This is a genomic window from candidate division KSB1 bacterium, assembly GCA_034521575.1.
Taxonomy (GTDB): domain Bacteria; phylum Zhuqueibacterota; class Zhuqueibacteria; order Residuimicrobiales; family Krinioviventaceae; genus JAXHMJ01.
Genome location: JAXHMJ010000002.1, coordinates 15,279 through 30,203, shown reverse-complemented (window position 1 = coordinate 30,203; position 14,925 = coordinate 15,279). Strand labels below are relative to the sequence as shown.

Annotated in this window: 12 protein-coding genes; 3 read left to right on the top strand and 9 right to left on the bottom strand. The window is 48.7% G+C overall.

The window, feature by feature from the left end; translation table 11 throughout:
- Nucleotides 1–23: 23 nt before the first annotated feature.
- The 9 genes from U5R06_02675 to U5R06_02635 form a co-directional block, all read right to left on the bottom strand.
- Nucleotides 24–794 carry a TIGR00266 family protein gene (locus U5R06_02675; protein ID MDZ7721743.1) on the bottom strand — a complete coding sequence of 257 codons (771 nt, stop codon included), beginning with the start codon at nucleotides 792–794 and terminating at the stop codon, nucleotides 24–26.
- A 758-nt stretch (nucleotides 795–1,552) separates the two neighbouring features.
- Nucleotides 1,553–1,993: a hypothetical protein gene (locus tag U5R06_02670; protein MDZ7721742.1), complete on the bottom strand. Its 441-nt coding sequence runs from the start codon at nucleotides 1,991–1,993 to the stop codon at nucleotides 1,553–1,555.
- 593 nt (nucleotides 1,994–2,586) lie between these two features.
- Nucleotides 2,587–3,363 (bottom strand): hypothetical protein, encoded by a 777-nt coding sequence (locus U5R06_02665; protein MDZ7721741.1) that lies wholly within the window; start codon nucleotides 3,361–3,363, stop codon nucleotides 2,587–2,589.
- Nucleotides 3,351–4,340, bottom strand: coding sequence for a T9SS type A sorting domain-containing protein (locus tag U5R06_02660; GenBank protein ID MDZ7721740.1), 990 nt, complete (start codon nucleotides 4,338–4,340; stop codon nucleotides 3,351–3,353). The genes U5R06_02665 and U5R06_02660 overlap by 13 nt, the downstream gene beginning before the upstream one ends.
- A gap of 724 nt (nucleotides 4,341–5,064) precedes the next feature.
- Nucleotides 5,065–5,862: a hypothetical protein gene (locus U5R06_02655; GenBank protein MDZ7721739.1), complete on the bottom strand. Its 798-nt coding sequence runs from the start codon at nucleotides 5,860–5,862 to the stop codon at nucleotides 5,065–5,067.
- A 23-nt stretch (nucleotides 5,863–5,885) separates the two neighbouring features.
- Nucleotides 5,886–6,581 (bottom strand): hypothetical protein, encoded by a 696-nt coding sequence (locus tag U5R06_02650; protein MDZ7721738.1) that lies wholly within the window; start codon nucleotides 6,579–6,581, stop codon nucleotides 5,886–5,888.
- Nucleotides 6,582–6,592: 11 nt separating this feature from the next.
- Complete coding sequence (locus tag U5R06_02645; protein ID MDZ7721737.1) at nucleotides 6,593–8,179, bottom strand: hypothetical protein; 1,587 nt, start codon at nucleotides 8,177–8,179, stop codon at nucleotides 6,593–6,595.
- Between the two features lie 4 nt (nucleotides 8,180–8,183).
- Nucleotides 8,184–8,867 carry a hypothetical protein gene (locus tag U5R06_02640; GenBank protein MDZ7721736.1) on the bottom strand — a complete coding sequence of 228 codons (684 nt, stop codon included), beginning with the start codon at nucleotides 8,865–8,867 and terminating at the stop codon, nucleotides 8,184–8,186.
- 173 nt (nucleotides 8,868–9,040) lie between these two features.
- Nucleotides 9,041–11,569, bottom strand: coding sequence for a sigma 54-interacting transcriptional regulator (locus tag U5R06_02635; protein ID MDZ7721735.1), 2,529 nt, complete (start codon nucleotides 11,567–11,569; stop codon nucleotides 9,041–9,043).
- 217 nt (nucleotides 11,570–11,786) lie between these two features.
- Between U5R06_02635 and U5R06_02630 the strand changes: the two genes are divergently transcribed.
- The 3 genes from U5R06_02630 to U5R06_02620 all read left to right on the top strand — a co-directional run bounded on the left by U5R06_02630 (nucleotide 11,787) and on the right by U5R06_02620 (nucleotide 14,918).
- The gene (locus U5R06_02630) at nucleotides 11,787–12,128 is read left to right on the top strand and encodes a hypothetical protein (GenBank protein ID MDZ7721734.1); all 342 of its coding nucleotides are present in this window, start codon (nucleotides 11,787–11,789) and stop codon (nucleotides 12,126–12,128) included.
- 181 nt (nucleotides 12,129–12,309) lie between these two features.
- A complete protein-coding gene (locus U5R06_02625) occupies nucleotides 12,310–12,777 on the top strand; it encodes a hypothetical protein (GenBank protein ID MDZ7721733.1) in 468 nt (155 codons plus the stop codon).
- Nucleotides 12,774–14,918, top strand: coding sequence for a TonB-dependent receptor (locus tag U5R06_02620; protein MDZ7721732.1), 2,145 nt, complete (start codon nucleotides 12,774–12,776; stop codon nucleotides 14,916–14,918). Before U5R06_02625 ends, U5R06_02620 begins: the two co-directional genes overlap by 4 nt.
- Nucleotides 14,919–14,925 lie beyond the last annotated feature (7 nt).

Below are 14,925 nucleotides of genomic sequence, written 5' to 3'. Positions count from 1 at the left end.
ACCAACCCCTCTCTCTTTACCGATTAAAACTTTTTGTCGCCGCCGAGCAAGCCGCCCAGAATATCGCCGCCGACCCCGGCTGCTCCTCTTTTTTCACCGATGCTGCGTCCGATCGCCGTGCGGATGCGGTCCGCCAGACGCGAAAACGGCAGACTCTGCAGAAACACCGTTCCCGGTCCGGTCAAGTTAACCAGAAACACGCCTTCGCCGCCGAACAACGCGTTGGTAAAACCGCCGATAAACTTGATATCATAATCCACACTGGGCTCAAACGCCACCAGACAGCCGGTATCCACCCATAAGGATTCACCGGCTTGCAGTTTTTTCTGAATCACGGATCCGCCGGCATGAACAAACGCCAGACCGTCGCCGGTCAGCCGCTGCAGAATAAAACCTTCGCCGCCGAACAGGCCCGCGCCCAATCGTTTCGTAAACGCCACTTCAATGTCCACGCCCTGGGCGGCGCACAAAAATGCGTCCTTTTGGCAGAGAAAATTGCCGCCGATCTTGCCCAGATCCACCGGAATGATCTTGCCGGGATACGGCGCGCCAAACGCCACCTTGCCCTGACCATTACCGTCCTGTAAAAACGTGGTAATAAAAAAACTTTCTCCCGTAATCAGTCGCTTAAAGCCTTTGAATACCCCGCCTCCGGCGCCGGTCTGCATGCGAATATTGGACTCCATATACATCATGGCCCCGGCTTCGGCGCGTACTCCCTCTCCGGAATCCAGAGCGATCTCGACCAGCTGCATATCATCGCCCATAATCCGATAATCAATCACATCCGCCATAGGCTCCTCCTGTATGTTATTGTTGTAATGTACACTTTTTTAAATCGATTGTCAATAGTCATGTGTCGTATATTGAACAGGTAAAGTCAAAGGTCGGTATGTCAAAACACTACAATAATTGAACCTCTCCGAGGTTCCGATATTAATTCATCACGGACACCTCTGTCCCTCCCGTTTGTCGCACAGCAGGGGTGCTGTACAAGAAAAACTCTGCCCGCCTCTGCACGGCAGCATCGTGGATGCTGGGCGCCATACTTGTCCTCGTCGTAAAATTCCAAAATTGTGCGACGAATAACAGCGGCATAATAAAGCAGCGAACAAAACGAACGACACGAACTGAAATTATAAAAATCCACTATCAGAATTGTTGGCGCTTTTGGAATGCCGATCTTTAACATTCAGCATGTATTGGTGAATGATTTGAGCTGCATTTTTCATTTTTATAAGGAACTGATAAATTAACTATCTTGGGTTTATTTATTTGTTCGTCTTGTTCGTATCGTTCGTTGCTGATTTTACAGGTTTTGCGATATTACGGCAAGCTAAAACACTTGAAATAAACTTTTCAATAATACGATTTCAGCACACAGCGGCAAATGTTAATCCGGGACACGACAGTTTGTAGCTTTGCATTTTTTATCCCCTGTCAGGGTATTTTACCTTATTTTTATCTTTGCAAGCTTAGGTGCCGCAAGACAACGAAGGCATTACCTTATTACCTTATTTTTAATAACGTTACCGGTACTTTTCAGAAAGATTTATTTGAAAAACGCAAACAACAACCCCAACATCGCCCCGATTTGACCGATCCAGAAAATAAACATCCAGCGGATCATATTACGTTCTACATGAGCGATATTGACATTGACTTTGCCAATCTCTTCCGTCATGCGTTCATTAACTTTGCCAATCTCTTCTGTCATGCGCTCATTGACTTTGGAACTTTCTGTGGTGATACGTTCGTTGACCTTGGATATTTCCACTGTGATTCGGTTATCAAGACGTTGTTCTGTTTCTTTTATGGCCGCATTGATTTGGCCATGTTCTTCACTCAAACGACGCTCAAATTTTTCTTCCAAAAACTCCAACATCTCGTGTTTCCGCTGTTCAACACTTTGATTCACAAGACGAAGCAAACTTTCCGATGCGTCTTCGCCCAATTTTTCACGCAATGGTTTTTCTACAGTCAAAGCAGGCATTTCACCCTCCATTTTGATTTTAAAACATACATCAATTTAAGGATATTTCACATAAATGCAAGAAAAAAACAAAGGGTTTTGTGTCGACTGCGCATCCGGCTACACTTGGGACTCTGCCACTAGCACCTGCGAACCTCAAGCAACCTGCACCCCTGACTGCACAAACAAAGAATGTGGAGATGACGGTTGCGGAGGAAGCTGCGGGAGTTGTAATGGAATATGTGACAGTGGCACCTGCACCGTAGCATGCATCCAATCCGGCGACTCTGGCTGTCCTTCCACCTCTTGTTGCACAGGACTTTCCTGCACAGAAGGTTATTGCTGTACAACAGGCACAAAGTACTGGGCAAACCCTGGTCAATCAACAGGATTAAATAGTCAAAATCAAGCATGTTGCCCTGTAAGTGGAGGATTAAAATCTTGGGTTGATATCACAACCTATTAATTATTTTTCACTTTTTTTAAAATAATATAAAATATCTTGTTATCAAATTCTGGCATTTCATATTAATTTTATGGAAACACTAAGGCTTAACAAAGCAATCAGAAGATACTGAAAAAAAACAAAATAATTCTCAAAAATCACTATCAAATCATTGATAATCACGAATTGTTTTATGAATAGTATTTATCCTATAATCCTTTGGTAAAAACAAACTAATCCTATATAGATTTTCATCTATATCTTGAATTCTTCCATCTAAAGGTTTATCTGTCGGATAATCAGATCCTTGATAATAATCACTATACTTCCACATCTTAGGAATCTTATTTATATCAATACTTTGTGGAATGATATCCCCAATATCAAAAATATTAGGTATTTCTTTATTTGTTGTAATCTCAACAAAAATAGGATGCATACCTTTCAAAAATTCTATCTTAGCGCCTTTCAAAATAGTATAATCATTTGGGTCATGCACAAAACTTACAGCACCAGCATATGCTGCCCTATCTTTAAACTCCACACTCGCCCAAGCATTCGTACTATCATCAGTAATAAATGCCTTATAATGACCCTTATACAAAGTATTAAACGTATCCTCAATAGCAGACGTTATAATATTTCTATACCTCTCCTCAGGAAAATCTCCTTTGATATAAAACCCAAGCTCTCCACCAAACTCAGAAGAAGGCTTTTTAAGACCATACATATCATCACGACGCAAAGCAACATAATTAAAAAAATCAATAGGCAAAACATCATCAATAGAATAATTATCCAGATTCATATCACTTGAAGCATCAACAATCTTATTCCTCTGCCAAAATCCATCAGCATCAACAAACAAAGTATCATCAACACCAGAAGAAAAATTAAGCTCATACCTTCCAGCAGAATCTGCAACCAGTACCATCAGGATAAGCAAGACTCAGCTCCAACATCCTTTCTGTTATCATAATCCAAAGTATCAGGAGACACAAAAAAGAACTTTTTGCCGTTTTGTTCTACTCTCACACCAGCAGAATATCTGCCACTTGCGACCCTATCATCAGCATCAGTTACATCTGCATCAAACTCTAAAGTATCAGGAAGTATAGTCTGCACTGACTTTGAAACTATCTTATCCTCATCCCTGTACACCTCAAAAGAAACATCAGCATCCCTTGTTCCTTGTAAAAAAGCATCAAGATTAATTTTTGTAGAATCTGCATCAAAAGACAACACACCATAAAAAACATCAGGGTGCGGCTGCAAAAGAATCTTAACATGATCGCCGGGATTCACATCGGTTGTATCGGGAAAATAAGGATCAGCGGTTGTGATGATCCGGGGGCCGCTCCGGCAGGCTTTTGCCAGGCGTTTGCCGGCACGGCCGGGAAGCAGAGACGGCGCCATGACACGGCCGTTGAGCGCATGGCCGCTTTTGGAAATGCGTTTGACAATCGAGCGGTGATGCTGTTGAAAGCGGACAAAATAGACGCCGCTGGGCTGGTTGGACAGATTCAGGGAAAAAGACCGGGATCGCGTCTGATCGCTGATCACGGTTCTGCCGAGAATATCATAGACCGTCACCTGCACCGGCTCTGAGCGGTTGAATTCAAATCGAAACGCTCCGGCTGAGGGATTCGGGTACACGCGAGACACATTGAAGGGGATCGCCGGGTTTTCAATGTCCTGAACATGGGTGAGATCAAACCGGAAAGAGCCGTCCGCGTTCACCGGTGTGGTCTGGCTGGTTTCGCCGTCCTGGTAAATCACCGTAGCGGCCGGGACGGGATCTCGGCTCAATTCGTTCAGGACGGTGCCGTCGAGGGACCGGGCCGCAGTCGTGCCGGTCAGCACGGCCGCGGTGATGAGTGTAAAGAGCGTCCGGAGCTTGAAGGCGTGTTTGTTATCTGTCATGAAACACCTGTGATTGTTGTGTGTTTGGTTGTCAGCGGGGTCTGGATATCCCCTTGCTTATAATTTAAACAAATTGCGGGGAAAGGCAAGGAAAAGTCGGACGCAGGGAAAAGAGAGCAATTGTGTTGGGGTGTCGGGGTTTGCGGTTCGGGGGTGACCGGTGACACGAACCAGACCCGGCGTGTCCGGGCTGCATTTCGTTAGGGGCTGGCGGAACGATGGAGGCAACCTCGTCGTACAATTCCAAATTGTGCGACGCGAGTGAGAGCGGCACACTCCTGAAAAAAGGCTCGTTCCTGCCCCTCCCATTTGTCGCACAGCAGGCAAGCTGTACGACAAAGAGCATAGCGGGCTATGCGGCAGCATCGCGGATGCCGGGCGCCAAAATTCGCCCGCATCGTACGGCTCCCGGACGTGCGATGAGTGGTCGCGGCACAATAAAATAAAAGGCACCAGGCCAGGCCCTGCCCCTTTCATTTGTCGCACAACAAAAACAGGTGTACGACAAATAACGGATTCTGGCGGAAACCTAACTCCCAATCTGCATCCTGCACGGCAGCATCGCGGGTGCCGGGCGCCAAACTGGCTCTCGTCGACTATTTTTCAATTGTGCGACGAATGATCGCGCCAGACAAACACCCGAACACCCGGGTGTTCCATATTGCAGTATACGCTCTTGCGCTTTTATCACACCGATATCATAAACCGTATCACTTTCCAAACTCTAATATCCACTCACCATGATATTGCCGTTGGTGGTCTTTAACCAAACATTACCGCTGCCCTCTCCCAGGACACCGCGGACCTCGCGATCGCTGCCGACGCAGTCCGTTAAATCCAGATTGCTGAGCTGAATCAGGCCATTGTTGACCCTGGCGTAAAACCGGGCGGACATCGTGCGGGGCAAAAGTAGATTGATCAGCCCGTTTGTGGTCTCGGCATCCAGGTCTCCATCCGGCGGCAGAATGACCACGCCGCTGATTTGTCCGTTCGTCACCCGCAAATCTGCACTGCAGATCAACTGATCAAGCAGAACATTGCCGTTGGTCACTTTAACATTGACAAAATTTGCCAGTGAATCCAGACTGCACTCACCGTTCAGCAGGTCCACCCCGACCCGCCATGCCCGGGGAACACGGATGGTATATTCAAAACTGACATCGCGTCCACGAGTCTCTGTCGGCTGCCGAGACGCAACCAGCACATCTTGTCCCTGTTTTTCAACATGGACAGACAGTTCGTTCAGAAAGGATTCGGCATCGGTCTGACTGTTTGATTTCACAATTTTTTTACCCTCAATAACCGCCTTTTTCATATCCGTCTGTCCGATCACCTCTACACGACCGTTCATCGAATTCAGGAGCAATCTGTCCGTTCCGTCTGCCGACACGGTGAATCGAAACGGCGATTCAGCGCGATAATCATTATTTTGAATTCTGCTGTTCTCAATGATATGATCACACTGCAGCAAAAGAAAAGCTAAAAGTATAAAAATAATATTATAAAATCTATATCGAGTCATGTTCATTCTCCTCAAATTCAAAGTTACCGCGACAACCGGTCAATGGCCTGACGCGCTTTATCTTCCCATTCTTTACTCCGCTGACACGACTGACTTTGGGCAATGGCTTTTTGATAGTGATCGATCGCCTGCCCCGGTTCATCCAATTGGTCGAATGAGCGCGCCAGGGTATACGACACGGTACCGCAGTCCTGAATGTCCGAATACCGGTTCAATATTTTGTGGCATTTAATCACGGAATTGGGATACAAAGCCTGATCGAGCATGGCGCGGGCGGCGTTGAGTTCCAGACGCCATTTTTCCAGGTCCACGGTCTGACCCAGATGCACGGATTTTTCTTCTCCATGGACCGCAGATACGTTCGGATTCTGCAGTTTCGTCGAATCTCCGGTCTTGATGTTCTGTACTTTTTGAGACATCACATAGAGAAACATCTCCCGCCGGCTGATAGAGCGCAATTCACTGATATCCAATATCGAATTTGAACCCAGAGTAAATGACAAACCGTCACTGCGTTCGAGTACCACACGGCCTTCGCCGGTCAGTATCGTATCCATCAGGTCCAGTTCCTCACCTTGTCGAGCCGATTCCCAGGTTTCCGACATGCCGCGGCGAACCCGCACATCTCCTTTCAGGTTTTCAATGGTCACCGCCGGATACGCCAGTCTGACCAGGGCGCCTGGCAGGAACAGGATCAGCAAATATTTATATAAACGCATAATAGTCCTCTTTAATGATGATCGATGATTGTGACCCACCCGTCTGACAGGCCGTTTCGAACCAGTCCCTCCTGCAGATAACTGGTGGCAGCCGATGTCCAGGCCTGCTCAAATCCTTCGCCGAGCAGCGTGGGTTCAACAGGAATCCAGACACGCTTTTGCCCGGACGGTATGCTGCGCACGATAATGCGCTTCTCATTCGATGAAACCCGGCCGCCCTGTTCAGGTGTCAACCTGGTATTAAACATCAGATAAACGTGCGCCAATTCTTTTTCCGGGTCTTTCACTTGGACAAAGGCGGTTTGCAGTCCCAGGCTCTCGAGCAGCGAGGCATACAGCACAACCAGATCATCACAATCGCCGCTGCGCAGTTCAAGCGTTTCTTCGGGGAACTGTACCCGGTCATCCTGATAAAACGGGATATTCGGATCCGGTACATATTTTATGTTCAACTGACCGAGTGTGTTGAAAACCGCCCTTGCCCGGGCCAGGGCAGCGCAGGACTCTTGATCCGCATCAATGCTCATGGATGCATTGCGGGCCAGATTCCGGACAGGTTCATTTTCAGGGGTGAGAAAATAATCCAGTTTGTCCATTTCGCCGTCCCAGGCATTGCGGCTGTGCACCACAATCTGGGCATTGATCTCGGTGGTGTGCGTGGACGCGGCGCGCACTTTGACGTCCAGATCAAGCATGACCTGTTCGCGCTCGCGTACCTGCATCAGGTCCTGACTGAAAAAGGCAGTAACCGGGATATCCCGCGTTTCACCGCCTTGCAGGCGAATAAAACCGCTTTGCTTGGGCCGGACCGAATACTTTTCCAGCGTGCAGGTCACGTTCACTTCGATGGGTGAATTGATTAAATTTTTAACGGTCACCAGCGCCAGCGGATACGTATTGTAAAACTTGTAATAGGCCGGATAGATATCCTGAACCACCAGTTTTGTATCTTGAATCTCAAAAATCTGCTGCTTTTGCCCCCACATCACGCAGGCGCCGACCCCCAGCTGCAGTCCACTGTAATTTTTTTCAGGATACTGGATGGAATGATACTTGACATCGGCATTCACAGCAAGCCAATTGGTCAACACATAATACAACCCGCCGCCGGCATACCATCCATATTCCATCATGGACGCTACCTCTTCCTGACCCGCCAGACTTTGAGCCTGGCTGGTTTGCACCGAAACCGCCCAGTACGGACCGCCGCCGCCTGATAGATAAGGCTGCATGGCACCGGGAAGCCGGGTCGAAAAAATATCATAGCGCAAACCGGCAAGCAGGGAAATCAGGGATTCGACATCCACCTCGGAGTCGATCATGTTTTCATGCTTGACGCGCACACCGCCCACCGCACCGGTACTCATTTCAAGAAACAAGTTTCGTGTGGCTCGTGAAAAGAAAAACACCGAGCCGCCGGCGCCGCTGATGTCAACATCGACGCTTCCGGTCATATTATCCACCAGCACATGCGTGCGGCGGCCGGTAATGTTCCAATAGTTCATCTGCACACCCAGACCATTAGATCGTGAAATACCCTGCGCCGCACTTGTACCGACCACTGCGCAACAGAACAAAATTTGGATTGGTTTCATCATGTCATTATTCGATGTGTATGTTTATTTTCCGGTCATGATCGCGATAACCCGTCCGGCCCCAGGTGAAAATAATGCCCATGCCGTACTCGTAACCGCTGTATTCGTGTTTTTTGTTAAAATCAATAAAGTGATACTTGACATCAAAATTAAAGCCCATCCAGTCCGTGAACATAAAATTGATACCGCCGCCGGCATAGCCGCCCAGACGGGCTTTGGTTCGGACATCCACCTGTTCTTCCGGTATCATATAATCATCACGAACATAGACATCACTGAACCAATAAGGGCCCATACCTGCAGCGGCGTACGGCTGCAGCGCCGACCGGCTGTCAAAAGGCAGCAGATCGGTTCGGAATCCCAGCAGCAGCGGAGTCACGGCATTGACATCCACTTCTTCCCCCCAGCCGTATTGCTGATGCGATTCCAGTTTTCCAACCGCACCCAGTGTCAATTCGAGAAACATGTTTTCATTGAGACGTGAAAACATGAACAGATAACCGCCGCCTCCGCCCAGATCATATTCAGCCTGATATCCGGGACGGTTGCTAATGCTCACCGAGTTTGCCGAATTGTCCATATTCCAAAACGTGCCGCGAAAACCGATACCCGCTGTCCGGTCCATTCCGGTACACGGGTTTACGAAATACAACAGTGCAAGTAACATTAAAAAAGCTGTGCGTTTCATCATTGATCTCCTTCATGATTTGAGAATGAGTTTTTACAACTTCATTCCCGGCTTACGCAACAGCCGTACCAAACTTTTTAATCGAACATTACGTTCTATTTATATAGAGTTTACAATTTTTCTTTGCAAAACGGAATATGCGGGAATTCTGCTTAAATGCGGGAAATTCCCGCTTTTTAATCCAGTGTTTCAATAATGTGTTCAAGGTAAACATGGTAGGCTTTGGGCAAACCTTTAAACGCAGGGCTGTAATCTCCGGTTGACCGGGAAAGCCTACCCAAATAATCATTGATTTTACGCTCAACGCGCTCTTGAGCCGCCCGGTTGCCGTCAGAAAGTTTAAAGGCTGCCTGCTCTACATTCATATCACAGTCCACCAGGGTTTTAAAACACCAGCCGCGAAAGTATTCTGTGATTGTACTGCGGTCTTTGTTCAGCGTTTCCGCCGTTTCCTTGATTGAAGCATGCGAAAACTCCAGACTGCGCAGCATTTCCAGGATTTGTTCATCCAGACTCGCAAAGGAAATATCAGCGGGTTTTGTATCAGTGTGCAGGTCCTGCAAGTCGGTTTCCCGAATCAGAGCCCGCTTTTCACTCTGTGCCAGAATGGCGGCCCGGCGCATGGCATTTTCAAGCTCGCGCACATTTCCGGGCCAGCGGTAGGTTGTCAACTTTTCACGCGCCCGTTCGGTAAATCCTTTGATCGAATCATGGCCATATTTCTGCAGGAAATGCCGGGCCAGCGCCGGAATATCTTCAGGCCGCTCCCGCAGAGCGGGCAGATGAATGGGAAATCCGTTCAGCCTGTAAAACAGGTCCTGTCGAAATTCCCCCGACTTGATCAGCTCGGTCATATTGCGGCCGGAGGCAGCAATGATCCGGACATTTACAGAAACAGTCTGTTCACTGCCCAGACGTTCAAACACACCTTCCTGCAATACACGCAGCAGCTTTGCCTGAAACGAGGCCGTGGTCTCTGTGACTTCATCGAGAAACAGCGTGCCGCCGTCGGCCCGTTCAAATCGACCGCGTCGCCGTTGTACGGCCCCGGTAAACGCGCCTTTTTCGTGACCGAACAGCTCACTTTCGAGCAGTGTTTCCGAAAGAGCGCCGCAGTTCACCGCGACAAATGCTTTTTTCGCGCGCGGACTGGCTTGATGAATGGTTTGAGCAATCACTTCCTTACCGCTGCCGGTTTCTCCGGTGATGAATACCGGAATCGTTTCGTTCTTTATTTTATCGATTGTGGCAATAATGGAATTCATATTGCTGTGCGGTGCTCGGATAATATGCGGATACAGCGAATGCTTCGGTATCTCTTCAGCGGGCGCCTGTTTCAGATCTTTTAGCTCACACTGCAAACGCTCAATCTCGCATTTCCGGCTCTCGAGCTGTTCTTTGGTATCCCGGTTGGTTTGTTTCAGATCCTTTTTCTGCAAATCAAGCTGTTGCTGCAACGCCTGTTCGTTTTGCAGAGCCCGGTTCAAATATTTCTGCTTTTCGCGAATAGCAGCGCGTAAAGATTCAGAGTGTCTGAAAAAACGCGAACCGGTCTGCCGGGCATTGTAAATCAGGAAAACGGGAAAAAGCAGAGACACAACAGCCGCAGGCGGTACGACCGGCAGCACCCAATCCCATAACACAAAGCCGGTCAGCACCAGGGCAAAATAGAAAAAAAAGACCAGACCAATCAGCATCATTCGACGCACGCTGTTGCGAACAAGAACAAGCAGAACCGCAGACAGACAGACGGTGATGATCCAGACCAACCAGGCAGGGCTGAAATGCAGGTAATGTCTGCCTAAAATGGTATCCAGTGCTGCAATCTGGGTAAAGACAGCCGGTGCGGCCGGATTCAATGGGGTTACCTTAAAAGGCGCGGCGCCCGGAGCGGTCACGCCAATGATGACACATTTGTTTTGAAACGGCAGCGAATCCGGGTGGGCTTGAAAGGTCTTCATGACCTGTATAAAGCTCTGAGCAGGTATATGCTCGGCGGCTCCTGTATGATTCAGCCACAGGCGTGCGTGTTTATCCGTCGGAATACGGAGCTGTTTATCTTTTAATGTCAACACCACATCGCCGGAGAACCGATACTCGAGATCGGGATTAATCATCAATCGCGTTAGCTGCAGGGCAAATGACGGGTATACAGAATCCTGATGCGCCACCAGCAGCGGAACTCTATGTATCACAGACTGGGATGATAAATTACTGAATCCGGACTGCGCATATCGCTGGAATCCGGGAACGGCGGTTCTGAGGTCCTGAGCAAGCAAGAGTCCAGGTCCGTTCTGTGTTAGGTGTTTAAAATTCATGGCCAGACAGACATTATCGGTTTCCTGCAGAATTTCACTCAGTGCTTGATCGAATTCCGGGTAACGGCGATGCGGTGAATCCAGCAGTATATCAAATCCCACGGCACGCGCCCCCGCCTGCTTTAGAATATAAATCATATAGGCATAATAATCGCGTGTGATGGGCCAGCCGCCCAGCTGTTCTATGCTTTCGGAATCGATATAAAGCAGCACGATATCCCGGGACACATTCCGACCGCCGCGGATTTTAAACATGACATCCAGAATAGATTCAAAACCCCAATCATGCGCTGAAAATACAAAGATCAACACAGCAGCAAGTATTGCAAATGCAAAGACTGTAATCAGTTTTAGTCGCAAGTCCTTTTTCAACAGACAGTTTATCACAGATCATCCTGAGTATTAGTGGGTAATGGATTACAAATGTACAAACATATACAAAGAGAGGCAAGATGAAATCAACAGACTCGTAAAATAAAGAGAAACAGACGGGTGCGAGATATGATAACACAGTTCCAGCAAAAGCGGAATAAATGCACAGGTCTGCACGGTTACATGTAGCATTCAAACCAATCCTGGCTATTTCGATACACACCGGACAGATATGAGCAACTTTAGTGTTTCGGATTTAACCACAAAAGGAGATCACGATAAAAAAACGTGTACTGTTTACGGCAATCATTTTCTTTGCTCTGGCAATCCCTTGCGCCTGGTCATGAAAAGTAAAGCCGAGGTCTCTGCCTCCATGATGGGCTATGAGTACAGTGAAACCATTGATGACTCGGACGAAGCACTGGGGGTCAATGTTGGCGGTGGTCTCTTGTTCGGAAGCTCCAGCCGCTCATTTACAGTGTACCCGCTTTACAATATTTTGTTTACAGAACACGAAAATACAGAATATTTTACGTTGAATGTGGGTATCAGTTTTTTATTAAATTGTTTCTGAATCCGGCGTGACCTCAAAAGCGGGTCCAAATGGATCCGCTTTTTTTACAGGCTGTTTGCTGTACAACGCAGTTTCATTGTTTTGTTTTTTGGACTGATTTGCGTATACTATACCGATTTTTAATTAACAGGAACTTTTGTTCTGTTAATACTGTTTCATGACAACATTCAACGGAGACAAATTGCACAAGCTCATCGTTATTTTACTATTTCCCTTATTGCTGTCCTGTGAACTTGATCATGGACTGGGATTGATCAAAACCAGGATAACCGGGCATGTGATTCTCCCTGACCTGGAGAATCGTCCTGAATACCTGGAATCTGTGCGGGTCATCGCCACCACCAAAAACCTGGCCGATCTGCAGCAGGGCGAACTTTCGCTGAGCGACGTGATTTTTTCAAATTCACCGGTCAATCTCAGTCAGCAAACTCCGTCCTACGACCTCCCGGCGCCGGCAGGAGAATACAAACTCATAGCCGCGGTGTGGAAAAAACGCGGCGAGGCCTGGGACTATACCCGATTTCTGGGATTTCACGGGTTCAATCCGGATTCTTTTACCTTTGATTTTGAGCCGGTGGTTTTGACAAAAAACGATCCCATAGCTGAAAACATTGATATTTACTGCGATTGGAGTTTTGTATCCCCATGAAAGCCACACTGCTGATCCTTGGCCTGTGTTTGACCCTTTTGCCGATTGTACCGGTTTTTGCTGCAACAGCGACAATTACCGGTATAGTTCGGGATGCGACAACCTCAGAACCCCTGCAGGGCGTGAATGTGTTCATCGAAAACACATTCATCGGCGCCAGCACGGATGTGGACGGGCGCTATTCAATAACGCAGATTTCTCCGGGCGCCTACCAGCTGCGCGCCGGCTATATCGGATACAAATCATCGACACAATCGGTTCAAGTGCAGTCCGGGCAAGCCTTGCGGATTCATTTTTCCCTGACACCAACGGCACTGCAGACGCAGCAGGTCATCGTGACCGGCTCGCGTCAGCCGGAACCCCTCGAATCGGCGGCATCCAGCATCAACGTGCTCAGCAAAGAATCCATTCGCCGGCGCAATCACTTTCGGATGGACGAAGCGCTGCAGACGGTTCCAGGCGTCACCATTGTTGGAGAAAATGTCAATATACGCGGGGGCTCCGGATACAACCGCCTGGGCGGCAGCCGTACACTCGTGCTGCTGGATAATGTACCCATCCTGACCAGTGATCTGGGCAGCGCCAACTGGAACATTCTGCCGGTCACCGAGGTCGATCATATGGAAGTGCTGAAAGGCGCAGCCTCCTCCCTGTACGGCTCCGGCGCTTTGAGCGGCGTGGTCAATATTTTAACCCGACAGCCGTCGGAAAACCAGAGTATTTCCTTTCGCCATACCTCGGGTATTTATGATGAACCTTACGTGCCCGAATGGGACTGGACCGACAAGATTCTGCATTTCCATCGCACGGATGTGAGTTACTCCGATACGTACGGACCGGTGGGTGTGCGTCTTGCGGTATCCCATCATCAATCCACCGGCGACCGCGAGAACGGCTCTTTTCAGCGCTGGTATATGACCGGCAAAGCCGTGGCGCAATTATCCGGTCAGTCCACCCTCACCCTGTTTTCTGCATTCAGTACCGAAGAACGGGACTTGTTTCTGCAGTGGATGGAACAGGATCAGGCCCTGCGCGTCCCGCGTTCTGATCGCGGGGACCGCATCAGTCTGAACGGATTTGTCGGTTATGCCGTGTACAACAAACTGTTCTCTCCGGTTCTGGCCACCAAAGCGCGTCTCTCGTTCAACCAGCAGCTGGTCGGACTGCCGTTCAATATCACCAGTGCGTTCACCCCGGCCATCGGCCTGAGCGGCGAATGGCAAATGAACTGGAAACCCGCGGACCAGCACAGTCTGTTATTCGGCATTGATTACAAATACGACACTGTCGAATCGAAATATTACGGCAGACGTCAGGCAAACGGGCTTTCACCCTATCTTCAGGAAATCTGGAACATCACCAACCTGCTGCAATTGAACGCCGGGCTGCGCTATGATACCTATATTCTGGTCGGGGATTCGGTTGAAACTCAGCTGAGTCCGCGCATCGGGTTCAGTTATCAGCCCGTCGCAGGCACGGTCCTGCACGGGTCCGCCGGACGCGGTTTCCGCGCCGCCACCGTGGTGGAACGGTTTATCGACGCCGGGTCCAAAGATTTTCGCGCCCGGCCCAATCCGGGACTCGATCCGGAACGCAGCACATTGCTGGATCTGGGTGTCCGGCAGACGCTGGGTGATATCGCTTATCTGGAATTAACCGGCTTTATCAATACCTATTCCAACCTTATTGAACCGACTCTGTCAACAGATTTGACTGCACGCTTTATCAATACCCCCCAGGCGCGCATCCACGGTCTGGAAGCCCTGTGGCAGAGCCAATTCTGGCAGAACAGGTTCTCACTCACCGCCTCTGCAACGTTAATGGACCCGGAAGAAATCAAGAGCGGCAAAACGCTGTACTATCGGCCGCGTTTTACCGCCTTTGTCTCACCGGCATTTCAGTGGAAAAACATTCATGTTCACGCCGATTACCGCACTATGAGCAGACTTGACCGCGTGGCGGTCTATCCCCTGGATGAACGAGTCCCCACAAAAGTGCTTGATCTGACATTTGAATATCAATGGAACTCGTATCGATTTCAGTTTCTCATTAAAAACGCATTGAATTACAATTATACGGTTTCCGAACGGGTTTTGGGCGAGATCCGGCATTTTGCCTTGTCCGTTTGGGGCCGTTTTTAGCAGGATG

Coding starts and splice junctions, on each gene's coding strand:
- U5R06_02675 (MDZ7721743.1), bottom strand. CDS start 794: ATGGCGGATGTGATTGATTATCGGATTATGGGCGATGATATGCAGCTG.
- U5R06_02670 (MDZ7721742.1), bottom strand. CDS start 1,993: ATGCCTGCTTTGACTGTAGAAAAACCATTGCGTGAAAAATTGGGCGAA.
- U5R06_02660 (MDZ7721740.1), bottom strand. CDS start 4,340: ATGACAGATAACAAACACGCCTTCAAGCTCCGGACGCTCTTTACACTC.
- U5R06_02655 (MDZ7721739.1), bottom strand. CDS start 5,862: ATGACTCGATATAGATTTTATAATATTATTTTTATACTTTTAGCTTTT.
- U5R06_02650 (MDZ7721738.1), bottom strand. CDS start 6,581: ATGCGTTTATATAAATATTTGCTGATCCTGTTCCTGCCAGGCGCCCTG.
- U5R06_02645 (MDZ7721737.1), bottom strand. CDS start 8,179: ATGATGAAACCAATCCAAATTTTGTTCTGTTGCGCAGTGGTCGGTACA.
- U5R06_02640 (MDZ7721736.1), bottom strand. CDS start 8,867: ATGATGAAACGCACAGCTTTTTTAATGTTACTTGCACTGTTGTATTTC.
- U5R06_02630 (MDZ7721734.1), top strand. CDS start 11,787: ATGAGCAACTTTAGTGTTTCGGATTTAACCACAAAAGGAGATCACGAT.
- U5R06_02620 (MDZ7721732.1), top strand. CDS start 12,774: ATGAAAGCCACACTGCTGATCCTTGGCCTGTGTTTGACCCTTTTGCCG.